General features: G+C 64.4%; 28 protein-coding genes. 6 read left to right on the forward strand and 22 right to left on the reverse strand.

Annotated features, from left to right (window positions below):
• Positions 1-86: 86 nt before the first annotated feature.
• From EO99_RS0119540 to EO99_RS0119600, 13 genes are read right to left on the reverse strand one after another with little or no spacing between them, the layout of a single operon-like run.
• Positions 87-2075, reverse strand: coding sequence for a type IV secretory system conjugative DNA transfer family protein (locus EO99_RS0119540; RefSeq protein WP_029620273.1), 1989 nt, complete (start codon positions 2073-2075; stop codon positions 87-89).
• A complete protein-coding gene (gene virB11 / locus EO99_RS0119545; RefSeq protein WP_029620274.1) occupies positions 2072-3100 on the reverse strand; it encodes a P-type DNA transfer ATPase VirB11 in 1029 nt (342 codons plus the stop codon). The genes EO99_RS0119540 and virB11 overlap by 4 nt, the downstream gene beginning before the upstream one ends.
• Complete coding sequence (gene virB10, locus EO99_RS0119550; protein WP_029620275.1) at positions 3066-4304, reverse strand: type IV secretion system protein VirB10; 1239 nt, start codon at positions 4302-4304, stop codon at positions 3066-3068. The genes virB11 and virB10 overlap by 35 nt, the downstream gene beginning before the upstream one ends.
• Complete coding sequence (locus EO99_RS0119555) at positions 4304-5116, reverse strand: TrbG/VirB9 family P-type conjugative transfer protein (protein WP_051679967.1); 813 nt, start codon at positions 5114-5116, stop codon at positions 4304-4306. Before EO99_RS0119555 ends, virB10 begins: the two co-directional genes overlap by 1 nt.
• Positions 5113-5805, reverse strand: a complete 693-nt coding sequence (locus EO99_RS0119560) for a virB8 family protein (RefSeq protein ID WP_029620277.1) — start codon at positions 5803-5805, stop codon at positions 5113-5115. Before EO99_RS0119560 ends, EO99_RS0119555 begins: the two co-directional genes overlap by 4 nt.
• A 32-nt stretch (positions 5806-5837) precedes the next feature.
• Entirely contained in the window at positions 5838-6851 is a 1014-nt protein-coding gene (locus tag EO99_RS0119565) for a type IV secretion system protein (protein ID WP_029620278.1), read from the reverse strand.
• Between the two features lie 3 nt (positions 6852-6854).
• Positions 6855-7064, reverse strand: coding sequence for a hypothetical protein (locus EO99_RS25940; RefSeq protein WP_051679968.1), 210 nt, complete (start codon positions 7062-7064; stop codon positions 6855-6857).
• On the reverse strand, positions 7054-7767 hold the full coding sequence (locus tag EO99_RS0119575; RefSeq protein ID WP_029620279.1) for a type IV secretion system protein: 714 nt from the start codon (positions 7765-7767) through the stop codon (positions 7054-7056). The genes EO99_RS25940 and EO99_RS0119575 overlap by 11 nt, the downstream gene beginning before the upstream one ends.
• Positions 7768-7778: 11 nt before the next feature.
• Positions 7779-8861: a lytic transglycosylase domain-containing protein gene (locus EO99_RS0119580; protein ID WP_029620280.1), complete on the reverse strand. Its 1083-nt coding sequence runs from the start codon at positions 8859-8861 to the stop codon at positions 7779-7781.
• Entirely contained in the window at positions 8858-11275 is a 2418-nt protein-coding gene (locus EO99_RS0119585) for a VirB4 family type IV secretion system protein (protein ID WP_029620281.1), read from the reverse strand. The genes EO99_RS0119580 and EO99_RS0119585 overlap by 4 nt, the downstream gene beginning before the upstream one ends.
• A 4-nt stretch (positions 11276-11279) precedes the next feature.
• Positions 11280-11579 carry a type IV secretion system protein VirB3 gene (locus tag EO99_RS0119590; RefSeq protein WP_029620282.1) on the reverse strand — a complete coding sequence of 100 codons (300 nt, stop codon included), beginning with the start codon at positions 11577-11579 and terminating at the stop codon, positions 11280-11282.
• 3 nt (positions 11580-11582) lie between these two features.
• On the reverse strand, positions 11583-11921 hold the full coding sequence (locus tag EO99_RS0119595; protein ID WP_029620283.1) for a TrbC/VirB2 family protein: 339 nt from the start codon (positions 11919-11921) through the stop codon (positions 11583-11585).
• The gene (locus EO99_RS0119600; protein WP_162179326.1) at positions 11918-12505 is read right to left on the reverse strand and encodes a lytic transglycosylase domain-containing protein; all 588 of its coding nucleotides are present in this window, start codon (positions 12503-12505) and stop codon (positions 11918-11920) included. Before EO99_RS0119600 ends, EO99_RS0119595 begins: the two co-directional genes overlap by 4 nt.
• 463 nt (positions 12506-12968) lie before the next feature.
• Here EO99_RS0119600 and EO99_RS0119605 point away from each other — a divergent pair, with 463 nt between their 5' ends.
• Together EO99_RS0119605 and EO99_RS0119610 are read left to right on the forward strand one after the other, a co-directional pair.
• Entirely contained in the window at positions 12969-13598 is a 630-nt protein-coding gene (locus tag EO99_RS0119605) for a hypothetical protein (RefSeq protein ID WP_235776878.1), read from the forward strand.
• A gap of 107 nt (positions 13599-13705) precedes the next feature.
• The gene (locus EO99_RS0119610; protein ID WP_051679970.1) at positions 13706-14350 is read left to right on the forward strand and encodes a thermonuclease family protein; all 645 of its coding nucleotides are present in this window, start codon (positions 13706-13708) and stop codon (positions 14348-14350) included.
• Between the two features lie 135 nt (positions 14351-14485).
• Here the strand turns inward: EO99_RS0119610 and EO99_RS0119615 are convergent, their stop codons facing one another.
• Positions 14486-14986 carry a sigma-70 family RNA polymerase sigma factor gene (locus EO99_RS0119615; RefSeq protein WP_029620287.1) on the reverse strand — a complete coding sequence of 167 codons (501 nt, stop codon included), beginning with the start codon at positions 14984-14986 and terminating at the stop codon, positions 14486-14488.
• A gap of 91 nt (positions 14987-15077) precedes the next feature.
• Positions 15078-15380: a DUF982 domain-containing protein gene (locus tag EO99_RS0119620; RefSeq protein ID WP_051679971.1), complete on the reverse strand. Its 303-nt coding sequence runs from the start codon at positions 15378-15380 to the stop codon at positions 15078-15080.
• A 309-nt stretch (positions 15381-15689) separates the two neighbouring features.
• On the opposite strand from EO99_RS0119620, the gene EO99_RS0119625 reads away from it, so the two are divergent.
• The 3 genes from EO99_RS0119625 to EO99_RS0119635 all read left to right on the forward strand — a co-directional run bounded on the left by EO99_RS0119625 (position 15690) and on the right by EO99_RS0119635 (position 16806).
• On the forward strand, positions 15690-15869 hold the full coding sequence (locus EO99_RS0119625) for a DUF3606 domain-containing protein (protein ID WP_029620289.1): 180 nt from the start codon (positions 15690-15692) through the stop codon (positions 15867-15869).
• Complete coding sequence (locus tag EO99_RS27615) at positions 15866-16225, forward strand: hypothetical protein (RefSeq protein ID WP_029620290.1); 360 nt, start codon at positions 15866-15868, stop codon at positions 16223-16225. Before EO99_RS0119625 ends, EO99_RS27615 begins: the two co-directional genes overlap by 4 nt.
• Positions 16226-16524: 299 nt before the next feature.
• Complete coding sequence (locus EO99_RS0119635; RefSeq protein ID WP_029620291.1) at positions 16525-16806, forward strand: ribbon-helix-helix domain-containing protein; 282 nt, start codon at positions 16525-16527, stop codon at positions 16804-16806.
• Positions 16807-17362: 556 nt separating this feature from the next.
• On the opposite strand, the gene EO99_RS0119645 is transcribed toward EO99_RS0119635, so the two are convergent.
• The 6 genes from EO99_RS0119645 to EO99_RS0119670 all read right to left on the reverse strand — a co-directional run bounded on the left by EO99_RS0119645 (position 17363) and on the right by EO99_RS0119670 (position 23332).
• The gene (locus tag EO99_RS0119645; RefSeq protein ID WP_029620292.1) at positions 17363-18553 is read right to left on the reverse strand and encodes a CaiB/BaiF CoA transferase family protein; all 1191 of its coding nucleotides are present in this window, start codon (positions 18551-18553) and stop codon (positions 17363-17365) included.
• A 78-nt stretch (positions 18554-18631) separates the two neighbouring features.
• On the reverse strand, positions 18632-19453 hold the full coding sequence (locus EO99_RS0119650) for an ATP-binding cassette domain-containing protein (protein WP_081852133.1): 822 nt from the start codon (positions 19451-19453) through the stop codon (positions 18632-18634).
• Between the two features lie 68 nt (positions 19454-19521).
• Positions 19522-20553: a substrate-binding domain-containing protein gene (locus EO99_RS0119655; RefSeq protein WP_029620294.1), complete on the reverse strand. Its 1032-nt coding sequence runs from the start codon at positions 20551-20553 to the stop codon at positions 19522-19524.
• 41 nt (positions 20554-20594) lie between these two features.
• Positions 20595-21587: an ABC transporter permease gene (locus EO99_RS0119660; RefSeq protein WP_051679973.1), complete on the reverse strand. Its 993-nt coding sequence runs from the start codon at positions 21585-21587 to the stop codon at positions 20595-20597.
• 24 nt (positions 21588-21611) lie between these two features.
• On the reverse strand, positions 21612-22436 hold the full coding sequence (locus tag EO99_RS0119665; protein ID WP_029620296.1) for a CoA-transferase: 825 nt from the start codon (positions 22434-22436) through the stop codon (positions 21612-21614).
• Complete coding sequence (locus EO99_RS0119670) at positions 22433-23332, reverse strand: CoA transferase subunit A (protein WP_051679974.1); 900 nt, start codon at positions 23330-23332, stop codon at positions 22433-22435. The genes EO99_RS0119665 and EO99_RS0119670 overlap by 4 nt, the downstream gene beginning before the upstream one ends.
• Positions 23333-23522: 190 nt before the next feature.
• Between EO99_RS0119670 and EO99_RS0119675 the strand changes: the two genes are divergently transcribed.
• The gene (locus EO99_RS0119675) at positions 23523-24578 is read left to right on the forward strand and encodes a LacI family DNA-binding transcriptional regulator (RefSeq protein WP_029620298.1); all 1056 of its coding nucleotides are present in this window, start codon (positions 23523-23525) and stop codon (positions 24576-24578) included.
• A gap of 258 nt (positions 24579-24836) precedes the next feature.
• Here EO99_RS0119675 and EO99_RS26415 read toward each other — a convergent pair whose 3' ends face one another.
• The gene (locus EO99_RS26415; protein ID WP_051679975.1) at positions 24837-25979 is read right to left on the reverse strand and encodes a LacI family DNA-binding transcriptional regulator; all 1143 of its coding nucleotides are present in this window, start codon (positions 25977-25979) and stop codon (positions 24837-24839) included.
• Positions 25980-26018: the final 39 nt, after the last annotated feature.

Consider the following 26018-nt stretch of genomic DNA (forward strand, 5'->3'; position numbering starts at 1 on the left):
GCAGCATGGCAAACCGCTGCGGACTTCACTGCAATACACCGCAACCCATTCGCAAGGAAAATCAATTGCCACCGGGGTCGCCGCCTTCAGTCCGGCGTCTCCGGTGCGGCGGGATCGGGCACCGTTTCAGCAAGGATCTCGGCGACGCTGCGTCGTACCGCCGGGGCCAGACCTGCCGGGGCTTCCTCGACCAGGGTCCGCAGCCGCTTTTCAGATCGCTCCAGCTGCATCTCCAGCACCCTTTGCCGCTCCGACAGGTCCAGCTCCTCGACATCCGTGGTGGCACAACGCTCTTGCGGCCACGCCTCGGGTCCAGAATCGCTGTCGTTTTGAACGGTCACCGGCGGCGGGCGCGTAAAGTTCGCATCCGCAGTGGCGACGGCACGCCCGTAGCCCTGATCGGCCGCCGGCACCGGCAGGCGCGGTGCAAACTCGGTGGCGGGGACATCGGGCTGGTGTGCCACAGCGTAGGCGACCTGCGTCTTGAAGGATCTGTGCTCGTAGCTGCGAAGCTTGGAGGCGAGGATCGGTTTCTGCCCCTCGACCAGCACCACCATTTTGTCAGATGGCATCTGCCGGACCTCCTGCGGCATCATCAGATCGCGTTCACGCACCTGCTCCACCCGGGTGCGGCGGGGAGCGGCAAGAAGGCCGAGGCTGCGGGTTTCGGAACTGTATCGCAGCGTGCGCTTGCCGAGCGCCCGCGATGCGTAGTCAGCAGTTGCCTGGTCATTGGCGCCGAGGATCAATTGCAGCCCGCAGTTGCCCAGGAGCGAATGGCGGGCAGTCTCGCCATAGAGCCCGTCGATGTTTTTCAGATCCTGAATGATGAAAGCGATTTTGATGTTGTAGCCAGCAACATAGGGCAGCTTGTTCATGAGCTCCTCCATCTTCTTCAACTGCCGGAACTCATCCAGGAGGAAGAAGGCGGGCACCGCCCGTGGATCATGGTCAAGCGTAAGCAGCTCCATGCTCTGCTGCACGAACAGCGTCAGCAGCGGGCGAAGGATGGTCATGTCGTTGATACGCGGCGCCAGATAGATCGACACCGGCCGGCGACGCATCGCCGCCAGATCGATGTCGGTGACGCTGGTGGCGGCCAGAACCCGCTCGTTGCGAAACGGCAGCATGGCCTTCTGGATGTCGAGCAGCGCGGAGCGGGCGGCCCGTTCGTTGAGCGCGATATAGGCGTTGAAACTGTCGACGGTAAAGCGTGACAGATCCGGTTCCGCCTCCTTGATCCGGCGCATCAGCTCCTGCAGATCGACGCCGCAATTGAAGATTGCGTTGACCTCGCCGAGATTGCGCCGGTCGCGATAATACGGGCTTTCCAGGACATAGCTGATCACCCCGGCGATCACCTGCTGCGCGGTGGCCTGCCAGACGGCATTTTCGGAACCGGCAGTCTCCGGCACGAGAATGCTGGCCATGTTTTGCAGATCGATGCTGCGACTGCCGCGGTCGCTGCGTACGAAATCGAGCGGGTTCCACCGGTGGCTGCGCGCGTCTCCCGGTGCAAACAGGAAGACGGAGTGGCCCATGGCCTTGCGGTAACCGGCCGTGTGCTGGAAAATCTCGCCCTTCAGGTCGGTGATGATCATCGAGCCTGGAAAGGTCAGGGCGTTGGGGATGACGTAACCGACGCTCTTGCCCGAGCGTGTCGGCCCGATCACCAGGTGATGACGGTCATCGTCGCGGCGCAGGATGCGCCGCCCCATGCAGCCGACAATGATGCCGCGCCGGCGAAACCAGTGCCCGCGCCGCAGGTCAGCCAGATCCTGGAAGGCCGCGTCGCCGAGCGGGTTTGACGGGCGCCGTAGACCGAGGGCGATCGCCGTGGCGCTGACAGCCACGGCCGGCACCAGCGCCAGCACGGCGGTGACCTGCAGCGACCGGCTGCCCCAGAAGCGCATGAGCTGCTGAAACGGTGCCAGCGGATTGGCAGCCAGCGTCAGCTGGAGAATGCGCGCGTCCTGGTAGATCACCTGCAGGACGATGCCGTAGCTGATCGCCCAGACGCTGCAGCCGATGCTGCAGCAGAGCAGGAGGTAGGCGAAACGATAGGGGCCGCTCACGGCGCCTGCCTCGCAAAATAGATTTCCGACACGCCACGGCGCCCGCCCGCGCGATGCAGCTGGATGACCACCGGGATCACCATCTGGATGTAGGACATCAGATCCTGCTTCGAATAAGCCGATCCGAGCCCCGCCTGCTGCGTCATCATCGCCAGCTGCTCGTAGGCGCCGAGCGGCGTGTCGGCGTGAACCGTCGACATGCTGCCGGGATGACCGGTGTTGATCGCCCGCAGCAGGGCAAAGGCTTCCGGCCCCCTGACCTCGCCGACGAACAATCGGTCGGGCCGCATGCGCAAGGCCGCTTCCAGCAGGGACTGAACCGTGACCGCTGCGGTGCCCTGGTCGCCGCGCGAGGCCACGAGATGCACCGCGTTGGCCTGCGGCGGGAACAGCTCGCGGGTGTCCTCCAGGGTGATGATGCGCTCGCGCGCATCGACGATCTTCAGGCAGGCATTCAGCAGCGTCGTCTTGCCCGTCGAGGTGCCGCCGCTGATCAGCATCGACACCCGTTTGCGCACCGCCGTGCAAATGAACTCGTAGATCTGCCCGGTGCGCAGCAGGTCGATGAGCAGGCGGTCGGTCTCACTCAGGCCGCCGACGCAGACCGAGACCTTGTCGAGAGCGCCGCCATCGCGGAACTGTTCCAGCGTCAGCGCGCTGATCACCTGCTTGCGGATTGACAGTGCGCCGCCGTCGACGGCCGCCGGCGGCAGGATGACCTGCACCCGTTCGCCCGTCGGCAAGGCGGTGCTGAGCAGCGGATGGGCGCGACTGACGAACTGATGGCTGGCGCCGGCAAGGCGCTCGGCGAGGTTCTGGATCTCCAGGGCCGTCAGCGCCGGGATCGGATGATGCTCCATCACGGCCATGCCGCGGCGCTCGACGAAGGCGTGGCCGGGCCGATTGACCGAGATCTCGACAACGGCGGGATCGTCGAGCAGCGGCCGCAGCGGCTCGAGCGCCCGCTGCAGGAAATAGAAGGCGCTGGTGTCAACGGTGGCGGGCTTTTGCCCCTTTGCGCTCATGCTGGATCTCCCTGAGGGCTTCGTCGAGCGGATCGGGATAAAGGCTTGAGAAGTCGAGGTCCTGGCGGACATAGACGAAGATCCGCTCGCCCTGGTGAACATGGATCGTCGGCGGGATCTGCAGATTTTCGGAGAGCACCTGATTGGCCATATCGGAAAAGGTTTCGGCAATGGTCTGCCGTGCGAGTTCGGCGCCGCGCGCGGCGTCGTCGCGATCGTCACCGCCATCATATTGGCTGGCACCGTAGCCGGTGAGATAGCTCGAGCCGGCGCCGATCACCGACAGCAGGATCGCCGATCCGAACCGCTCGCGCCACTTGTTGTCAACCTGCCCCGTCAGTCCGGAGCGACCGAGACCGTCGGCGCCGATGCTGGCAAGCCGCACGGAGACGCCGTCGTCGCGCAACAGCCGTGCCCAGACCACGAAGATGCGCCTCTGGCCGCGGGTGGTATCGGCCTGGTATTCGCCGATCAGGCGCGTCCCGGCCGGGATCAGCACCCGGCGACCGTCGAAGGAATAGACATCCCGGGAGACGATGGCGCGGATCTGTCCCGGCAGGTCGCTGTTGATGGCCGTTTCCAGGATTCCGGGGATCAGCGTGCCCTCCGCAACCAGGGCATCGAGCCGCTCCAGGCGGCGCGCCACGGCGGTGCGATCCCGCAGGGCCTGTGCAGAGGCCAGAAACCGGCTGTGGCGGTCGTCGCCGGCAACGGCCGCAGCATCGTCGCCGCCAAGACCGTTGGTGTCATCGACGGCGCCGGCGCCGGTGTCGAGGACGATCTGCTTTGACAGAAACCGGCTGGGGAAATCCTCCTGCTGGAGTGGCGCGACGGCGGCGTCAGGCGTCGGCAGCGGTTGGTCGGGAGGCGGGGGGACCTCGAACCGGCTCGGTTCCGGGACCGTTTCGACGGGGTCTTCGACCGGCGGCTCAGGCAGGCGCAGGATGTCCGGTTCGGTTTGCCGCTCGGGTTCGGCCTGGCGCAGGAACGACGGCGGCCGGAACTGCGTTGTCGTGAACTCCTCGTCACTCCGGAGACTTTCCACGGTTGGGTTCCGGGGCACCAGCAGCAGGCCATAGGCGAGGGCCGCACCCAGGCTCAGCAGGGCGGCGACCGTCAGCCGGCGCCGGCGTCGGGCGCGCTTGTCTTCGATTGCGGCTGCGTCGCCGGCCAGCATCGCCTGCAGTTCGGGTGAGCGCTGCATCAGTTGCCACTCCCGCGACGGAGGACTGCCTTGACCTCTCGGTCGGGTGCCATGATGTCGGCATCGGCTGCGCCAAAATCCGGCTTCCTCAGATTGAAGATGCAGATCCAGTCGCTGCCGTCGCGCAAGGTGTATTGCGTCGCCGTGCCGTCGACGACGAGATAGTCGCCTTCCCGGCGCGCATTTGTCAGGGTTTCGCTGAAATCGGCCTTCACCGCGAAGATCGCGGGCACGGTTGCGGGAAACCGGAAGAAGGTCTTCTTGCCGTCGTCGAAGACCACGGACGGCTTCAGTCGGTCATTGCCCGAGAAGGAGTAGGCGAGGTTGACATTGGCCTTGTCGATGCCGGCGATATTGGGATAGGCGGTGCGCGCCTGCGCCTCGAGGCGCAGGGCGGCATCGCGCTGTTGATCGGGATAGACGAAGCGGATCGAAAAGACGTGGCTGGCGGCGTCCGGCCCCTGGTCGTTGAGTTCCAGGAGATAAAGGCGTTTCGTCGTCACGACGTTCATGTTGGTCGTGACGTTGCGGGCTTTCGGCTTGACGAACAGAATGTTGCCGCGCTCGGTGGGAACCACGTCCCAGCTGTCGCTGTCGCCCAGCGCGATGGTCTCGAAGGCCTCGTCGGGATCAAAGACGATCATGGTGGAAAAACCATAGGTGGCAAACACCCGCACCACGTCGTTGTCCCGGTAGACCACGGTGGTGACCCGCGGGTCGCGCTGTCCGACCGCAGGGGTTTGCGCCGCCAGCGCGCTGACGCTCAACTGGGCCAGAAGGACACAAGTCAGCCATGGTCGCCGTGCCCTCATGGCGCGCCCTCCGTGACCGTCTCCTGGTCGCGGCGATAGTCATAGACCTGGAAGCCGAGCGGGTTTTCAAAGCGCCAGGCGTTGGTGGCAGGTGTGTCGGTATAGCGAAAGCGCACCACCGCGATCCAGTGCCGGGGAACCACCTGGGTGTCGGATTCCTCCACCGTGCTGAACCGGACGATCCCGGTGCTGGCATTGGGAAAGGTCACCGAGGCGATCTGGGTGGTGACGCGGGTGCTTGTGCCGTACAGGCGCGCCGGGTTGTTGGGGTTGGTGGCGCTGTAGAGCTCCTGGAGCGCCCGGGCGGCGCGGCCGGTCGACAACAGCGCCGCAAGCGCGAAGTTGTCTTCGATGGCAAACGGGTCGTAGCCTTCGCGGGCCCGGATGTAGCGCACGATATTGGCCTGGGTGACGGCCTGCTGTTCGGTGAGATTGGTCGGTCGTGTCAGACCGGATTTCACCTCGACGTAGCCGGTGTTCCGGTCCACCACCACCAGATAGGGTTCAAATCCCTTCAGCGGCACGAGCAGGGCAAGCGTCACCAGGCTGACGAGTGCAATGGCACCAAACAGGGCGGTGACCAGCCAGGCGAAGGCCTGCGATCGCCTGGCCTTGTTGACGACCTCCTGCTCCCAGATATGTCCGCTCTGGTAGTAGGTCACCAGGCGTCCATCGTCTGCTTCTTTCATCGCCATGCCCCCTGCGGTCGAACCCCTGTGGTTCAGGCCGGTGTGCTTTGCCGTATGATCTTGTCCTGCATCACCGATCGCTGCTCGCTGGCATCGCCTGCGCTGCGCTCGCGCCGCAGGCGGCGAAACGGCGAGCTGGTGCGCCCGGCCCGCCCGGCAAACCCGGCCGCGGCCCGTGCAGGCCCGAAGGCGGCCGAGCGTGTCAGGCCGGCTGAGACGGCGCCAACTGCGCCGGTGAGACCGCCGGCAATGCCCTGGCTGATCGACTGGATGTAGAGCATGACGAAACCACCGGCGGCGCACAGAAGCAGGAAACCGGCGGTATCGGCCAGTGTCAGCGTCCGGGCGCCGCTGGCGGCGTCGATCTTCGACAGTTCCGGGTCCATGGCGGCGATCAGGAAAGAGGCCACCACGTAGACGAACAGGGGAATGAGGGCGTAGGTCAGAACCTGGTTGAACCAGCCGACGCCATAGCCGCGCGTGCGTTCAAACAGCATGCAGGCGATGAAGATCGGGGCGGTGGCGATCAGCACCCACAGCATGACCTTGGCCAGGATCAGGATGGCAAGCGCCACGGCGATGAAGACGCCGGCGCCGGCCATGACCAGCACGCCGATCATGCTCGGCAGGATCGAGAAATAGCCCGACTGTTCGGCAAAGGCCGAGGCGGCGCCGTTGGCGGTCTGCCAGATCTGCGACAGTCCGTTGGTGGGTTCGGTAATCCCGGTCCCGGAGGCGGCGAGGATAGCGCGGCCGACATCCTCGGGCGTCTCATTGATCCACTGGTAGATCAGCGCGTCGAAGCCGGGCCAGGCGCTGACCAGAGCCAGGATCACCATCATCCGGGCCAGTCGCGCGACGACCTCGCCGACGGCAATCCTTGCCGTGCCGGTGACCAGCTGCAGCCCGTAGAAGGCGACATAGGCAACCAGCATGACCTGCAGCACCGGCATGACCTGCTCACCGACCACCGTATAGCCTTGCTGGGAAAAGCTGCTGCCGGAATTTTCAATCCGCTGCACCAGCGCACCGAGAAAGTCCTCCATCCGCTAGTCCCCTATCAACCTTGCGAAGCGGGCGTCCGGCGCAAGCACCAGGCGCATGGCACCACACTCCTGCCGTGGATCGTTTGCGAACGCCGTCAGCGCCGCCGGGCGCTTGCATGGCGCCGTCTTCTCTTTCACCGTGGCGCAGCCGCCCAGGCCGGCCACGGCGACAAGGCCGGCGCAAAGTGCGGCGGCAAAGCGCTCAGTCGTCATAGGACAGCGTCTTCCGGCTGTTGGAGATATCGGTCAGGCGGCGCTGGTTCTGCGCCTGCAGCGAGGTGACGGCGCCGTTCATCACCCCGATCATTTCATTCAGCGTCAGCCCGGATTGCACCTGCAACTGCGTGTTCTGGTCGATCGAGCCCTTGATGTCGGCGGCCTCGCCAACCGTCCGCCCGGCGCTCTCGAAGGCGCTGCGCCGCAAGGCGGTGGCGGTCTGGGCGCCATGGATCAGGGCGGAGACGCTTGCAACGCTCCTGATCAGTTCCTCGTAGGAGCGGTCGCCCGGCAGGTTGCTGTCGGCCTGGCCCGACAGCGACCGCACCAGCTGCAGGCTGTTGATGAAGCGGGTTGCCGCGCGCGCGACCTCGCCATTGCCGGTGCCAAGATCGAGCCTACCCCCCGTGAGCACACCGTCGAGCGGCGGCATTGCCGAGACGCTGAAGCCTTGACCGATCGCCAGATCCTGCAACGGAGTGACGACGGTGGTGCGATCGCCCGACACCGCCTTCAGGGTGTCTTCGACCGCGGCAAGGATGTCCTTGTTGGTATCGAGAATTCGCTCTGTGGTCTCGGCCGTCTGTTTGGCAATCTTCTCATTGGCCCGGTCGATCACCGGCACCTGTGCCGCGGCAGACCCGACGGCCACCGCGATCAATACCCATGGCAGGGTGCAATCGAATACAAGGCGTTGCATGTGCATTCCTCCTAGTGTGCCTGCAGAAACAGCCGCAGGTCGGCTTCGCTCTCCCGTGCCGCGACACAGGCCTGTTTCTGCTCATCCCACACAAGTCCCGGCCTGCCCTCGCAAGGGCTTGTCCCCTCCGCGAGCCGATCGTCGGCTGCCGGACGCGACGACGAGCGCGCCGATCCTGACAGGCTGGAGGCGGTGATGGCGGTTTCGGCGCCGATCAGATCCGCCATGCTCGCCGCAAGCGCGACGATCTGGTTCATCATCGCGAGATTGCCATTGCGTGCCGTCAGGTTGAGGTCCCAGCTGTCGAGCACCGTGGCGCTCCCCTGCCGGCCTTGCGTCTCGTACCATGTGCGGGCGCCGGTCAGGCTTGCGCCGGTCGCGGCGCTGACGCCCATGGCCGCCAGGGTTTTGTCGCGCATCGCCACGAACCCGGCGCCGCTATCGCCAAAGCTTCGCGGCAGTGCCGCGGTGTCGGAGCCGCCAAAGGCCGGCAACCACCGCTGGGTAATGCTGTGGACGTAGTTTTGTGTTTCCTTGAACGGTGGAATGCCGCCGTGCTTGCTGACATTTCCGGGCCCGGCGTTATAGGCGGCAAGCGCCAGCGCAATATTGCCGCCGTGCCGATCGAGCTGCCGGCGGTAATAGCGCGCGCCACCGCGCAGGTTGTCTTCGATGTCGTAGATCTCGACGCCCAGCAACGCCGCGGTGGCCGGCATCAGCTGCGCCAGCCCGATGGCTCCGGCGCTCGACCGGGCGCAGGGGTTGAAGCGGCTTTCCTGATAGACGAGCGCCAGAAACTCGTTCCCATCGGCCCCTTCTTCGCGCGCGATCCGGCGCACGAGAGCGCTGATCTGCGGGTTTAAGCGGGCAGCGGCGACGGGGTCCTGGCGGCGCGCCGGCCGGTACAGCGCGCAGGTCACCGCAGCACGGGTGCCGGAGCGGCTGGTGTCGGCCCTGCTGATCTCGTCGGCAAGCGCGCTGCGGCCGGTGTCGACGGCAAGGATGTCCCGGTCGAGCACGGGAACCTGCGCGCGTCCCGTCGCCGGTAAGGACAGCGTCACAAGCAGCGCCAGCGCCGGCGCGACCGGCCTCATGGCCAGCCCTCCCAGCCGCAAAACCGCGGCAGCCAGGCGGCCGGATCATCGCCGAAGGCCTCGCGCAGCCGGGCGCATTCCTCGACCGTCTCGCGGCGACCCGACAGGACCTTGACCAGGTCGGGCATGGCCTGGAGGTCGAGCCGGGCGATGACGCTGTCGTTGCCGTGCTTGATCAGGAAGGTGCGCTTTTCCGCCGGCGTCGTGCGTATGAAATGATACTCCTTCACCGTCAGGCCGAAGCGGCGCACGTAGCTGTCCTCGTCGGCGCGGGGATTGGGGAAGTGGATGTGGGTTGCCGATTGTTCGATGAGGGTGTGGGAGATTGGCGCCCGGGCGATATCGGCTGCCGATTGCGTGCCGAAACCGACGATGCCGTTCAACTTGCGGATGGTCTTCATCTTGTCGACGATGAAGTCGCTGAAGGCAGGATCGCGCAGGAGGCGCCAGCCTTCATCCATGAAGATCATCAGCGGATGGCCATTGAGAAGTTCGTCGAGGCGATGAAAGAGGTACATCAGCGCCGGCGTTCTCAACTCCTCGCTGTCGAGGAGGCTGGTCATGTCGAAGCCGTAGATCCGATGCGCGTCGAAGCTGAGGACATCGCGTTCGGCATTGAACAGCCATGCCTTCTCGCCCTCGATCCAGGGTCGCAGCCGCGCGTTGAGATCCTGTGGCCCGGCGCGGGCGCGTCCCGATAGCAGGCCGGCAAGGTTGGCGAGATTGCGGTGTTGGGCCGGCTCGGCCATCAGCCGCACAAGAGCCTGCGCGAGGATATCCTCCTCCTCCGGGTCGACGTTCGGTGCGCCGCCGCCCGGGCGCACCATCGCCTTGAGCAGGCGCAGCAGGAACTCCCGGTTGCTGCCGGTGTCGTCGAGCTGAAGCGGGTTGAAGCCGCTGGCGATGCCGGGCGTCAGCACCTCATAGGCGCCACCCATGGCGCGCAGGAAGATCTCGGCGCCGCGATCCTTGTCGAAGAAGACGGCGCGCGGGGTCGGCCGCACCCGCATCGCCTGCGCCAGGAGAAAGCCGAGCGCCACCGTCTTGCCCGACCCGGTCGGACCGGTGACCAGGAAGTGGCCGATATCGCGCTGGTGAAAGTTGAAGCAGTAGGGCGTCTGGCTGGTGGTCTCCAAAAGGGTGATCGGGACCTTCCAGTGCAGCCCGTCCCTTTGCCCGGCGGCAAAGTTATGCATCGATGAGAGGCCGGAGAAATTGGCGCTGGAGAGCAGGCATTTGCGGGCGATATAGGCGTGATTGCCGGGAAGCTGGGCCCAGAAGGCGGCTTCCAGGTTGAGATCCTCGCGGATCCAGTTGACGTTGACGTCGGTCAGGCAGGCCCCGAGATCGGCGACGCAGGCATTGAGACTGCCAAGGTCACGCGTCAGGCACAAAAGGGTCAGATGGTGAAGCCCGAACACCGCCTCCTGGTTCAGCAGGCTGTTGAGGGCAAAATCGATGTCGTCCTCGACGTCGCTTCCGGCCTCGTCGGAGGCCGCGATCTGCCGCTTGAGCCGAGACATCCGCTCCTGGGCAATCGGCTTGTCGGCAAGGGTGAAGGACTGGGTGAGGATGAACTCGTGGTCGATCTGAAGCAGGCCGTCGAGCAGTCCAGGTCCGGTAAACGGCGGATACTCCTTGATCGACAACATGGCGCCGAAGCGGTCCTCGGCCGGGACCGCACCCTGCACCTGCATCGTGCGCCTGGAAAAATGCAGCCGGGCGCTGCCCAAGGCGCCGGCGATGCGCATGCGCGGGAGCGCCATGTCGCGGTGGACCCCGCCGCTCAGCAGGCTGTTGAAGAATGCGCAGGGTTCCGACACGAGAGCCCCCTCGCGCCATTTGATCGTCAGCGGCCGGGCGCCGTATTTGCGCAGGTCGCGGCAGATGTTGGCGGTCAGTTCCTCGATTTCGTCGATTGCCTGGCGCTGATGCTCCTCTGCCGCATCGGGCGCGCCGAACCGCACGGCAAGGCGCCGAGCCCTGTCTCCCGCAGCCAGCGCCCCCTGCACGCCGGAGCGCAGCAAGGTGAGATAGAGTTCATTGGTGAACATGCGCTTGTGACCGAGTTGCGCCATGTATTTCCGGTTGAGCAGGTCGCAGAACCGGTCGTCGAACGTCCCCTCCAGAGCGCTGCTGACCTGCCGGCGCACGACGGTCGACCAGAGCGAAAAGCGGCTTGAGCCGAGCGCGCGGATCATCGTGTTCTGCACGGTGGCGCGCATGTTGAGCTCGGCCTGATCGTCGGTCTGGAAGAACAGGCCATCGAGCTTGATGACGCACAGCAGCGTGCCGCCTTCGAGCTGGATCACGCCATCGGCGACATGGCGTGTGTAGGGGATATGCGTTGAGATCGGCCGGTCCCGGCCTGCCGCGCGTCCAAATCCCAGACCGTCTCTGATGTGTGTCAGCATCGCGTCATGGCCCGTAAGAGGTGGCGCCCCAGAACCACCTGTTTGGCGTCGGCGGCGTCATGCGCGCCCACACCTGCAGGACATCGAGGATGCGAGGATCCCAGGAGCACAGGGTAAACAGGGTGACATAGGCAACGGGGGTGGCGACCAGCGCCCACAGACTGGCCGTCGCCAGCCATGCGATAATCGTCAGGCCGGCGATCACCACCACGGCCATATAGGGTACGCCCCACAGCGTCGGCGAGCGGGTCAGGCCGACAACCAGAGGCGTCATGGCGGGCTTGTCGTCGGCAAACTCGCGCATGGCTTAATTCCCCACGCTGGCCATCAGCTGGTCGACGATGGCGGGCGCGCCAAACACCAGTCCGATGCCCAGAACGACGGCGCCGGCCGTAAACCAGCTGAGCCGGCCGGCAAAGGCGAGGAAGCCAAGGCCGATGACGGCGATAATGGCGACCAGGCGGCCAAATGGCCCGGTGATGAAGTCGACGACCGCCTGAACCACCGTCTGGAGCGGCGCAAAGGCCTGATTGGTCGCCTGCGCGGCTGCCGGCTCGGCTGCGGCGACGATGGCAATGGCGCAAAGCGCAGCGATCGCCTTGATCCTGGCGTGACGCCGTGGTCTGCGGGCAGACGGTCTGGTCATCGAAGTCCTCCTTGGCCTGGCAGGTGCATGACGCCGTCGATGAACCGATGGGACACGGCTCCAAGCACATGCCCTTGTTCGTCCATCGGCGGCGGGGACGGGAAGGTTTCAGGGGCAAGCGCCGCATGGCGCGGAACCGGGAAGGGGCCAATCTGCCGGCTGACGACGCGTGCCACAAAGCCAAGGGTCTCCGCAAAAGGCGGGATGCCGTTGTTGTCGATGACGGCGCCGCTTCCGGCATTGTAGGCGGCGACCGCCAAAAGCGGATTGCCGAACTGCATCAGGAGCTGCTTGAGGTGACGCACGCCGCCGTCGATATTGGCATGCGGGTCGCAAATGTCGGTGACGCCCAGCTGCAAGGCCGTGGCTGGCATCAGTTGCATGGGGCCACGCGCGCCCTGCGGACTGTTGCGCACCCGGTCGAAGCGACTTTCCGCCCAGGCAACCGCCTTTGCCAGCTGCGGGTCGACCCCCTGCGCCGTGGCGATGCGCTCCACCAGCGTCTCGATTTCGGTGGCCAAAAGCGGGGAGGGACCACAGGGGCGGGCGAAGGCCACCGTGCCCGTTTCTGAGCGTTCGGCCACACGGTGCATATCCCGTTTGGTTCGACCAGGGAGAGGCGCAGCCGCCGACGTGTCGTCCCGGTCCTCACAGGATAATGAACACCTCATGTTCGGTATGCGGGCAGGTGACGCCAGGGGAAGAGGGGCGCGCGCATCGGTCACCTGTCGTGCAGCTGGCGACCGATGGGGCGCCGGCGGGGTGATCGCTGCCGGGACGTCGCTGGCTGTGCTCAGGCTTGAAAGCTGGTGCGGAAGGCCGAAACCGTCGGCCATGCCTGCGGTCGACGCGAGGAGCAGTGGCAATGCGACAATCAACGGCTTGTGCATCATGCGATCTCTCCGCTCAGGCCAGATCGCGGCGGTGAGCAGCAGACGGCCCCTCGCGTCACAACCTGAAAATACTCTGGCGTTGTTACCGAGTATGTTCTAGTCTACGACAAAACAGACCGCTGGGGAAGGCAAAAATCGCGCCGAGGGCAGTTTCATGCGAACACGTTCGGTAATGTATTCGGCAACGGTTGCCGCCGTTGTGCTGGTGACGAATGTTGCGGCCGCTCCGGCGCGGGCAGGCGGTGCGGTCGATCCTGCCTATGTCCGCTCCCTGGCAGCGCCTGGAAAAACCGTCCTGGTGATCGAATACTACGACGCAGCCCGCAAGCCGGTGGCGCGAACAGGGTTTGCTGCGGCCGACGGGTTTCAATCACGGTCCCCGGTCGACATCGCCGTCGGCTCTGCCGTGACGCTTCACCTGTTCGGCGTGGAGCCGTGCCGGGGTGAGATGGTCAACCCGCGCGAAGGCTTTGCCGGCAGCTGCGACGCTTACGCCCGCGAGCAGCTCGACATCCTGTTGAAGCCTGCCAAGGTGATCTTCTGCCGGGCATTTTTGACCGAGCGTGATGCGCCGCGCCAGGATGTCACCTGCTTCATCCATACCCATTATCCCGGTGCTCTTGATGCCGTGACCAATGTTGAAGAGCAGCTTTTGTCCGTGGGCGCGCTTCGCCTGTCGAAGAACCAGGTCGGCGTGCCCCTGCGGCCGGACCTGGAAGAGGCCGAGCGCATTGGCCGCGCCGGCTACGGCATGTGGGCAGATCCGAGGGTGCAGGCGCAATGATTGTGGGATCATGTTGCAAGGCGGTCAGGCGCCGGGTCCGGGGCTGTCACGGCGAAGGCTCCGCCTGCGGCCGCGCGGCCGTACGCAGAGCCTGTGACATCCTCCTGGTGGTGGTTCTGCTGCTTCCCGGGAGCCTGTCGGCTGCCGATGCGAACGGTCTGCCTGCCGCCACTGAAGACACCGTCCGATCGGCACGGGTTGCGGGGCGTGCGACGGTCGTGGATGGGCGTACGCTTTGGCTGCCAGGCCCGCGGATCCTGGTGCGGCTTTCGGGCATCGACACCTGCGATCTGCCGCAGTGGTCGTTTGATCCGCATGCGGCCACGGCGGGACCGTCGCCGGCCCCGGTGCCCTGCGGCGCGCTGGCCATGGCGTGGCTCAAGCGTCTCGTCGGCGACCGGAGGGTGACCTGCCGTCTGGACCCGGGTGCCGCCGGCACGGTCCACGTCGGCGTCTGCCGGGTGGGCTCCGTTGATCTCGGCCGCGAGATGCTGCGTGTCGGCTGGGCGAGACGTGCCGCCGGCGGGGCAAGCCGGCCCGCCGATCGCGCCGTGCAATCACGGGCCGTCGACGGGCGCCGTGGGATCTGGGGGACCTATGTCCTCGACATGGAGGAATGGCGAAAGAAAGCGATCGACCGCACGCTTGGCCGCCGGCCCGTCGCCGACTGGAACCTTCTCTCCACGCGCCAGCGGGAAATCTCGCCGGCCTTTCAGGACGCCCACCGCCAGCCGCGGCGCCGCGATCGCTGATTAGGCCTTCTCATTCGGAGATAGGGCGATGATCAGTTGGCGCCGAAAGCCCCATTGAGGTCGCTGCTTGCCATTTACCGCTGTCGACGCCGACGCGGCTTTGAGGCAAATGAGCTCGGCGCAGCAGACGGCGTTTCAGTCCCACCACATGATCTCCTCGGCCAGCTGGTTTCTGGCGCGGTTGACCCGGCTTTTGATGGTGCCCAGTGCGCAGCCTGATCGTCTCGCTGCATCCTCATAGCTGACGCCATCGATGAGCACCCATTGGACGGCGAGACGGTAGTGATGCGGAAGCGCTGAGAGCGCGTGTTCGAAATCCGCCGCACAGACCGCCCACTCCTGCGCCGGCTTGACGGCGACCTGAAGAGCTGCCGGATCGTTGCTGCCGACGACCTGGCGTCTGGATTGACCGTAGATGTTGCAAAAGGCGTTGTACTCGATGGTGAAGAGCCATGACCTCAAGCTCGTGCCCGCCTGAAACCTGTCAGCGTTGGCAAATGCCTTGAGCAAGGTCTCCTGCACCAGGTCCTCCTGGTCGCTCTGGCCCCGGCAGAACCGCCTGGAAAACGCCCTGAGGGCGGGCAAAAGCGCGATTACCTCTGCGCTGAAAGTCGATAGGTCGTTCGCCTCTGGCATGAAATGTCTCCCCGGGCGTGGGCGTATTTTGGGCGGAGATGGGCGGGTTTTCAGCACGGGGACGCGCGGGTCGCGCCCTGCGCTCAGTCGTCTACAGCTTTGGCTGTGAGGAATGCGGCGCCGCCTGCTGCAGGACAGGGCGCCAATCATCCTTGTGGCAACCAGCCTCGTCGACGGCGCCCCGGAACAGGTCCCTTGCGGTCTCCAGACTGGTGTGTCCGGCCAGAGCGCCGCGACAGGCGCTGCGTGCCCTGACAAACTGGATGCCGCGCTGGTAAGGCCAGCAATCGGTCAGCCAGACCAGCGCCTCAAAGGGGCCATTGATCTCCTGTTTTCCGGTGGTGATCAGGTCAATCTCGACCGGCGCGCTCCACCGGTCTCTGGGGCTGGTCATGCTTTTCTCCTCCCGCGGCGAGTTCGGCCGTGCCGAAAAACGCGGCAGCGACCGACTTGGTTCCTCTTCATCCTCATCCGGAGATTGATCGTCGATCGGCCTTTGCGGCGGATCGGGACACAAGAGCCAAGGGGGGCTGCGATGATCGTGCAGGGCCGTTGCTGCCAGCGATGGCGTGACGCATGACAGAACGGGGCGCCGCGAAGGGCGAACAAGAAGGTCCAAGCAGGTCATCTTCCTGCTTTGCCGGTCGGGAACCGGATGAATCCCGCAGCGTTTCATGCGAGGATAACCAGCAAGGAGGTTCACATGTCGACGACTTCGCGAGGACGCGCACAGGACCGGGCACGCGTGGCAGGCGGGCAGGATTACGAAGTGCGTTACGAAGCACGCAAGGAAGGTGTTTCCCAGGACGCGGTGAAGGAAGCGATCAGAAGCGTCGGCAACAGTCGCGAGAAGGTCGAGGCCGACCTGGAGAAGAAGGCGTGAGCCGGCACGTCGTTTCGATCCCTCATGACCGCGGCATTGGCCTTGAGAGGGACGTCGACGATCGGCGCGAGGAGGCAATACCCAACCGATGGCGCTCCCTGCTGGCGCAGCGGCAGCAGGCCGAAGTGTCGCTGATGTTGAACAAGCACGCCGGCTTGAAGGCGAAGGCCGAGATCACCAACGGCGGCCTGCTGTCGATCGCAGCGCTCGTGTCGAGCATCCTGTTGACCACGACCGTCCTCGTCCATGTCGCTGTGCGCGATGGCAAGCGCAGACGCTTCTCTGCTGTAGCGGTCGAGCGTTCGCCTGGAGCAGATCCTGAGAGTGCTTCACATAGATCTCGGGATCGAAGTTAACCCGCTTTGTCTTGCCGTCCGGCATCTTCAAGACAAGCTCGACACCGCCTCCAATGGAGTGCATGTAACGTACGATCGCGGAGATGAGCATGTCGCTGGCACGCTCGATCTTCGAGACGGTGTTCTGCGTCATGGCGCGCGGGTGGCCAAGTCCCGCTGTGTTGCGTTCATCGCCTTGCCGACATCAGGCAGAGCCTTGCCCACCCGTGAATCACAAGCGAACGACCTCGCCAGGATAGTTGGCAGCCTGTCAGGTCGGCGGTAAGCTTTACCGCCAAAAGACAGTGGAGAGGTGCTCCATGGCCAATGTTGAAAAGATCAGCGTCTCGATGACGCCCAAGCAAGCGGATCTGCTGCGCGACGCGGTGCAAAGTGGCGCCTACGCCAGCGCAAGCGAAGTCATCCGCGAAGCCATGGGTGATTGGACCGCCAAATGGGAAACCCGCAAGGGGGACGTCGATCGCCTGCGTCAGTTGTGGGACGAGGGCAAGGCGAGTGGAGCGGCCGTCCCCGTGGATTTTGACGAACTTCGCCAGGAGGCCCGCCAGCAACCAAGTGCCGCCCGTAAAGATGACCGCTAACCTGGTTTGGCTGCCGCAGGCCATCACAGACGTCCGCGGGATCTATGTGCAGATCGGGCTCGAGCAGCCGCAGGCGGCGGAACGCTTTTTGACAGATTTGAACGCAAAGCTAAACTTCTGGGCGACCAGTCGCGACCAGTCGCGACCGGGCCTGATCCCGATGCCGACGAGGGCCCCGTCGACGAGGTTCGTATAGTGCGTGGTGGACGGCAGGCGCGACCTCAGAGCCCTTTTCTAGGCTCGTCCTCCGCACCCATAGTGACCGTTCCTCTTGCAAATATCGGGGCGGGGGCAGGCAGCCCTTGGGGGCTACGTCAGTTGAGGAGCTGATTAGGACCGCGCAGATCAGGAGCCACTGAGCAGGTTCTCCGGCGTTGCGCGGCGATCGAGAGGTCGTTTGCCGAACGCTAGATCGGATCTCGGGCGGCCTGGCAGAAGCAACGATCGGATGCTCGTTGTGCCGCCATCGGGTGCCGCTAAGCGAGCTTATCCCATTGTCCAGGTGATGTTCATCATCGTGGCCAGAATATTGATCTAGGCGCCGATAGCTCCGCCTCTAAATAACAGCATCCTCCATCAGTTCCTCAATCTGCCGGTCCGTGAGTGCAAGCCATTCCAAGAGGATCTCGGAGGTGTGTTGGCCGAGCGTTGGAGACGGTCGGCGGATGGACAGGGGGGTGTCGGAGAGCTTCATGGTCACACCGGCGGTGGACACCTTTCCGGCCGTAGGATGGTCGATCTCGACGATCTGGTCGCGATGGCGAAGTTGCGGATTCTCCACGACCTCGTCGATCGTCGCCACCTTGGCGCAGGGCACACCGGCCCTGCCGATGACCTCGAGCACGACATCGGTTTCTCTCGCTCCAATCCAGCCTCGCAAGACCTGTTCAATCGCCTCGGCATTTTGTAACCGGGCATCGACGGTGGAAAAACAGCTATCCGCTGAGAGTTCCGGTTGACCGATGGCTTCTGCAAGGCGGCCAAAGAGCGGGTTGGTGCCGGAAAGCAGCAGGACGAAGTCGCCGGAACCCGTCTCAAACACGTTTGCCGGTGAGGAATAGCGGTCGCGATTGCCCGTCCGGGTCAGCGTTTCACCCTTGTTGATCCGGGTTGGAATGGCTGTCGTCAGCAACGAGACGGCGCTGTCAAGGAGCGACACGTCGATCATCTGACCCCTGTCGGTCAGGTGTCGCGCGTTGAGCGCGCCCAGCGTCGCTGTGGCGCCGTACATGGCTGTCATGTAGTCGATGTAGAAGGTGCCGGCGAGATAGGGCGGGCCATCAGGCGCCCCGGTTAGTCCCATGAGGCCGCTCATGGCCTGTGCTATGCCGTCGAAACCGGGGCGCTGGGCATAGGGACCGTCTTGGCCAAAGCCGGAAAGGCGCGTCATGATGAGGCGGGGATTGATGGCGCTGAGTTCTTTCCAGCCGCAACCCATCTGCTCCATCGTGCCGGGGCGGAAGTTTTCAAGCAGGATATCGGCTTCCTTCACCATCAAGCGCAACAGATCCTGTGCCCGGGCCTCGCGGAAATTGAGGGTGATGGAGCGCTTGTTGCGGTTCAGCGCCATGCCGTAGAGGCTTTCGCCGCCCTGGAACGGCGGAAAGTGCCGGCTGTCGTCGCCCGAGCCCTTCTTCTCCACCTTGACCACATCTGCGCCCATGTCGCCGAGGATCATGCCGCAGTGGGGGCCGGCGATGAAGCGGGTGAGGTCGAGTACCTTGATGCCCTGAAGCGGGGAAGTCATGCGCAATGTCCTTGTCGGTCGAAGATCGGCGTCCCGCGGTTGCGCGAGGCGTTACAGTCCGTTTTGCGTGCTTTGCGCCTAGTGTGTGGCCAGCCGCTGCGGCATGCGCCCGCCGACAATCATCGAGACGACTTCGTCGTGCTCGACGTCCGCACGGCGCACCGTGCCGACCATGCGGCCGGTCTTGAGCACGGCGATGCGGTCGGCGATCTGGAAGACATGCTCCAGATTGTGGCTGATGATGAAGACGGCATAGCCCTTGTCACGCAGGCGCTCTATGAGTTCGAGCACCAGGCGGGATTCCTCCACGCCGAGGGCAGCCATCGGCTCGTCCATGATGATGAGCTTGACGTTGCGGTCGAGGAGCAGGCGCGCGATGCCGATTGCCTGGCGCTGGCCGCCGGAAAGCGCGCGCACCATCTTGGTCAGGTCCGGCGCCTTGAGACCGAGTTCCTCGAAGAGCGAAACGGTCTGCCGGCGCATTTCCGCGTGGTCGAGCGAGGGGATGGCTCCGAGCACGCGGCGCTGGATCTCGCGCCCCATGAAGATGTTTTCCTGCGGGGTGAAGACATCAACGAGCGCAAGGTTCTGGTGCAGCGTCTCGATGCCGTTTTCCCGCGCGACCGCAGGTGCCGTCATGATGATGGGTTCCCCCGAAAGCCTGATGGTCCCGCTCGTCGGGGTGATCACGCCAGAAATCATCTTGATGAACGTCGATTTGCCCGCGCCGTTGTCGCCGACGAGCGCCATGACCTCGTTTGGAAAGATGTCGAGGTCGATGTTGCTGTTGGCGATATGGCCGCCATATTGCTTCGTCAAGCCGCGGATCGAGACCAGGGGTTGGACGGCGTTTGCCGCGCTGCCCGCGCCGGCGGGCTGCATCGCTTGGTGAACGCTCATTGCTAATCCTCTTTGTTGTATCGTGGGGGGCGCAGCATCCGTGCCGCGCCCCTCGCCTCGGGGGGAAATCAGAGACCGAGAGCGGCCATGTCGACCGGGGGAACAATACGGTCCTTGCCGTTGAAGAACTGCGAGAGGTTCTCCTTCGTCACCATCGGAGAGGCGAAAACGATCTCCTTCTTCACTTCCTTCTGCTGAAGGATCGCGGCAGCGACCTCGACGGCTTCGGCGCCGAACGTGGGGTAAAGGTAGGAGCCGCGCAGCCGCTCGGCGGCAATCATCTCGAAGGTCTCCGTCGTGATGGCGTCGTAGCCCGTCAACCACATCTCCCTGGCGCGCCCGGCCTCCTCGATCGCCTGGAGGGCACCTTTGGCCATGTTGTCGTTGTGGCAGTAGACGGCATCGATTTCCTTGTTGGCCTGAAGGAAGTCCTGCATCAGGGTGAGAGCTTCCGTGCGGCTGTAGTTGGCGATACCGTGCGCGACGATTTCAAGGTCGCTATTGGCTTCGACGACCTCGCGCCAGCCCTTGCCGCGTGCCTGGTTGACGAGCGAGCCCGGCTTGCCTTCGATCTGGACGACCTTGCCGCCGCCGTTCAAAGCTTTCAGATAGTAGTCGCCCGCAGTGCGCGAGGTGCCAAGCGTATCGGCGGCGAGATGGGCCGCGAAATCGCCGTCGCCGGCAAGCGCCGAACTCATAACGACGATCGGGATGCCGGCATCGTTGAGCGCCTGCACGCCCGGCTGTACCGCCTCGGCGTAGTAGGTGATCATGATGACCGCATCGACGCCGCGCACGGCGAGATCTTCGAGGTTGCGGATTTCCTGCGCAGGGTTTTCCCGCGCGTCGGTGACGCTGACCTCGAAACCATGCTTCTTGGCCTGCTCCAGGAGATCCTGTCGCTGAGCCTTCAGCCATTCATCGGTCGCGTAGGACTGCGAGAAGCCGATCTTCTTGCCGGCGAGCGGCTGTTCGGCGCGGGCGCTCGTCACCACGTAGGGTGCTCCAAGCGTGCCGAGGGCGGCGGCGCCAAGGCCCGCTTTCAACAGGCTGCGGCGGTTCAGTGCAAGTGCGTCTTTCAGCGTCAGTATCTTGGTCATTCGAGTCTCCTCCTCTTTGGACCTTCGGTAAAATTCCAGGTTCAGCGTTGCCGGTTGCGCATGTCGCTGATAACGACGGCGACGACGATGATCACGCCCATCGCCAGCATCTGGACGAAGGGGGACACGCCGAGCAGGTTGAGCAGGTTGGTGATGATGGCGAGGATCAGCACGCCGAGCATGGTTCCGCTGACCGCACCGACACCGCCATCGAATGACGTGCCGCCGATCAGCGTCGCGGCGATCGCGTCGAGCTCGAAAAGGCTGCCGGCATTCGGCTCGGCGACGCTGACACGGCTGACGAGAATGAGCCCTGCAATGCCCGCCAGAAGGCCCGACAGCGCATAGACCTGGATCTTGATGCGATCAACGCCGATGCCGTAGACGCGTGCGGCATCCTCGTTTGCGCCGACGGCGTAGACGTGGCGACCCCAGCGGGTGTGCTTCATGACATAGGCGAGCGCCGCCCAGAGTGCGACGAAGAGCACTACGGGCACGGGAACGACCCAGATGTAGCCGGAGCCGAGCCAACGGAAGGCCGCATCTGCGCCCTGTGCATAGACGTCGCCGCCATCCGAATAGAGATAGATGCAGCCGCGGGCGAAGATCATCATCGCGAGCGTGGCGATGAAGGGCTGGAGCTTCAGCTTAGTGATGAGCAGGCCGTTGACGACGCCGAGCGCCGTCGTAACGGCCAGGGCAACGCCCCAGGCGATAGGGGAACCGTTGCCGGCAAGCGCCGCTGCCGTCACCGCCGCGACGCCGACGAGCGATCCGGCGGAAAGGTCGATGCCGCGGCACAGGATGATGATCGTCATGCCGATTGCGACCACGCCGACCATGCTGGCGCCGCGCACGACGTTCAGGATGTTCGTCGTGTTCAGAAAGTGCGGCGAGGCGATGCTGGCAGCGATCACCAGGACAAGGAAGGTGATCACGTGGCTGTAGTTCAGCATGAACAGCCCGACGGTGCGCAGGTTTGTAGTGGACGACGATTTCGCCGGCGGGTTCGAACCGATCTCGATATTGGACATGGTGTTCTCAGCTCCTCCAGAAAGTCATTCGCCGCCGTGGGGAATGAGGGCGCTATGCGGATCGACCTTGCGTCGCAGGATCGCCAGCTCCTCACCCGTCGGGGCCTGTGTCGTGGGAATGCCGTTCGTCTCGATGGCAAAGCCGGTCGAGCGGCGGACGTCGTCGGGGTCGATGCCCGGGTGGATGCTGCGCAGCCGGGCATGGCCGGCGGCGCGGTCGAATTCGAAGATGCATTTCGGCGTAGCGATCCATTCCGGGCCGCCGATCGTCAGGCCGAGCGCCTGACGCCCTGCCTGCCCGCCCGGGTAGCCGACGCCGGAGACGTAATCGACCTTTTCGACGAAACTGCGTACCTCGTGGTGCGGCATCATGATGTATTCGCGGCGGAAGCAGGTCATGTGCTCCGGGAGCAGGATCGAGCCCACGAGGCGGACCTTCGGCTTGTTGAAGTCACCGACGCACGTGCTGTTGATGTTGCCGGCGCGGTCGACCTGGACGCCCGACCCGAAGCCGAAATCGACATCGCCGCGGCGCACCGCATAGGGTCCGGGATAGGTCTCCATCTGCGCTTCGCAGGGCAGATTTTGCAATCCGCTGTCAAACTCCGCCGAAGGCAGCTGCCGGATTTCGGAAAAGTCCGGGTTGATCGACCAGCCGGCGAGCAGGATCGTCAGGTTCGGCGCGTGCGTCTGGCGGGCGAACTCCATCGCGGCCAGCGGGATGCCGGTGATGTAGAGTGCCGCCGCGCCGCCGGTCGCAAGGCCCGTGAAGCCGACTTCGCCGTCCTTGAAGCTTTTCGCGAGCACGACGGTGATCAGTTCCTCGACCGTGTATGGAAGGGCGCTCATGCCGGAAGCTCCACGTTGCGAAGGGCAAGCAGGCGCTCGACGCCGAGCGTTTCGAGATAGCCGGCGTGGCCGCCCGGCGTGTGCACGGTGCTATCGAGAAAATCGGCAAATGTGTCCGGTGCACCGGAGGCTGCCGCATAGTCGCGGAAGGCGTCATCATCGCAGTCGTAAATCCCGAGCAGCGATGTCGGATGCGCGCCGAAGGGAACCTCAACAATATGGGTGGTGCGCAGCGCTGGGATCTCGACGAGGTCGGGCCGGCGGCGCATTTCCTTTCCAGAAACGATTTTTTCCACGGTCACGATAATGGTGTCGCAAGACCGGGTATGGGTGATGTCGACGCTTTGCGGCAGCATCTTGCGGTTATGGAAGGCGACGTTGCCGTATTCGTCGCCGATGACGGCGTGGACGACGACCACATCGGGCGCGGCCGGCGGCACGGCCCAGAGCTTGGCGCCGGTGATGGGGCAGTCGAAGGCAACGATGTCCTTGTTGTATTCGACGATGCCGCTGCCGCCGAGGAAAGTGCATGGCCAGAAGGGCAGGCCTTCCTGGCTGGCGCGAAAGCGGTCCCAGGCGATCAGTTCGGGATAGTCGACCGTATCGAGCGAGCCTGCCTCCGCAGCGCGGCGAAAGTTGCGGGCGAGGCCGAATTTCTCAAGCCCGACATAGGATGTCTCGATGCGCGAAACGCAGCCGGCGCCGATCAGGAGATCGGCCTCGATGGCGTTGACGACACCGACGATCGTCAGGTCGCGTCGGCCCTGACGCACGAGTTCGCGCACAAAGGCCATCGGGCGCTGGTAGATGGCAAAGCCGCCCAGCGTTAGGCGTTGGCCATCCTTCACGGTCGCGGCAGCATCCTGCAGCGAAGTCAGTTTGGACGTTCGTCCCACGGATTGTCCTCCCGGCCATCCTCCTCGACGGCCATTTGCCGGATTGATTCTCACAGCTGAAAACTTGATGTGAGATCGATCTCATGTGGGATCGATCTCACATCTTCGAAAACTTGTCAACGGCCACAGTTGCCTTACGTGCCAAAGAGTGATTGGAGTTGCGAAGAATTCGCGCGGAAAGGGTCCCTTCATGGTGGAACGCGTCGTTCCTAGTTCTTCGGCCAGACGGCCGACGCTGGTAGACATTGCACGGGAATGCGGCCTTTCGCGAGCGACCGTCGCGCGTGCGCTTTCCGGCAAGGGCTATGTCGACCTCGACCGCAGGCGGCTGATTCAGGAAACAGCGGACAGACTCGGCTACCGCACATCGACGATCGCCCGTGCCCTCAGAACGCAGCGCACCTCGTCCATCGGCGTGCTGATCGCGGATATCACAAACCCGATTTTTCCGCAGATCGTAAAGGGCATCGACGAGATCGTCTCGGGTGATGGCCATACAATGTTCCTGTCCAACACCGACGAAGACCCGCAAAAGCAGGTGGCAATCATGCGCTCGCTGCTCGACCGACAGGTGGACGGTATCGTCATGGTATCGCAGACTCTGGCGAACGAGACCTTGAAGCTGCTCGAGCGCGGACCACCGTGCGTCTTCGTCAACCGCCGGCCCCATGAGGGTGTCGATTATGTCGGCCCGGACAACGAGCAGGGCATCGAGCTCCTGCTCGCCCATCTTCGCGGCCTCGGTCACCGGCGCATTGCCTATGTCTCCGGCCCGGCGCATTCCTCGACCTCGCGAGAGCGCCTGGCGCATTTTCGCGTTTCGATGATGGCCTACGGGCTGGAGGTGGACGAGCGCCTTGTCTTTTCCGGCAACTACTACAAGGAAAGCGGCGCCAAGGCTGCAGAGGCCTTTATGTCGGTGACGCCGCGGCCGACCGCGGTCATCGCGGCAAACGATTTCGTGGCACTTGGCGTCGTCGGCTATCTCCACAGCATCGGGCTCAGTGTTCCGGCGGATATCTCGGTCACCGGTTTCGACGATGTTTTCGATTTCAGCCTGATGGAGACCGAAGCCCTGAAGGTGGAGGGGCTGACGACCGTCCACCAGCCGAAGCGCCACCTCGGGCGGGCGGCCGGAAAGCTGCTTCTTGAACGCCTGGGTGAGCCCGACACACCCGGGCGCAAGGTTATCCTGCCGACCGAACTGCGCATCCGGGACACGACCGGCCCTGTGGAGGGAGGATAGTGCCTTCCTCATCCTTGCTTCTTTCGGTACCGCGTCCGGTTGCGCCATGGTTCGTAAAGGCGCCAACCCGACGGATGGTCGAGACCGGCGATCTGGCGGCGCTGGCGCAACTGCCGATTTGCAGCGCATCTCGACCTTTGTCATGTCGGCACCGATGTTGCTAAACGGCATGGCGCGGAACGGACCGGCGATGAACCGGGCCATGTCGAGAACACAAAAGCCCGCAAGCAGCGGCGTAGAGGTCATGTCAACTTCAGTCTAAGCAACGATGACGGTGGAGGGTTTCCAGCGGCTGGTGAGGTAGGCCTCAAGGCTCTCGACCGAGAGAGGTCTTCCCGGGTCGATGCTGTCGGGTACGGGTGCGGTGGAATGGCGAACGATGACCTCGACCGGAAGCGTGACGGCGATCGGACAGGGCGCATCGTCAAAAAAGCGTTCGAGCAGCCGCTCTCCGACGCTTTCGCCGATGTCGATCGCCGGCTGGCGGGCGGTCGTCAGCGAGATCATCGGAAATGCGGAGAAGAAAACGTCGTCGATGCCGACGATTGACAGATCGCGCGGCACGGCAAGGCCCATCTGCTGGGCGACGTCCATTGTCCCGAAGGCCATCAGGTCGTTGGCGGCAATGACTGCCGTCGGCCGTTGCGTCAGCGACAGCAGCGCGCGCGCGCCCCGCATGCCGGCGATGAAGTCGTAGCTGCCTTCCACGAGCAGTTGCGGGTCCGCATCGAGCCCAAGCGCCATCACCGCATGCCGAAATCCCTCCGTACGCTCGCAGGCGGCGGAAGATTGCAGTGGGCCGGTGATGAAGCCGATGCGCCGGTGGCCGAGCCCGGCAAGGTGATCGACCAGCGCGCGCACGCCGCCGGCATTGTCCATGCCGACATAGTCGAAGGTTGAGCTTGGCGCGTGTGCCGTCTGCCAGTCGGCAGGGGTGCGGTGCACAAGGACGACCGGCAGCCCGCATCCAGCAAGCTGCGCCGTCTCGCCGACATCGAGGCTCTGGGAAATAACGACGATGGCATCAACGTCGCGTTTCACGAAGGCGTGGATCGCCGCCTTGCAAGTGCGCCCATCATTCGACGTGCTGGCAACCAGCGTGGCATAGCCGGCCTGGGCAAGAACGGAATTCAGTCCGCTGATGATCTCGTTGAAGACCGGGTTGGCGAAATCGGGCAGGATGACCCCGACGGACGACGATTGCCGTGTGACGAGCGCGCGGGCGGCGGCCGAGGCCTGATAGTTCATGGCTTTCGCCATGGCGAGGATGCGCGCCTTGGTGTGCGGCGCGACGATGTCCTTGTCATGCAGGGCGTTGGATACGGTCGATGGTGCAACGCCCAGGGCCTCCGCAACATCGACGATCGTTATGCCGCGTCTTGCCCGCCGTCTTACCCCCATCGCTGCTCCCTTCTGCTGGTGGTTCTTGCACTATGCCCG

This window comes from Pseudorhizobium marinum (genome assembly GCF_000705355.1).
GTDB lineage: Bacteria > Pseudomonadota > Alphaproteobacteria > Rhizobiales > Rhizobiaceae > Neorhizobium > Neorhizobium pelagicum.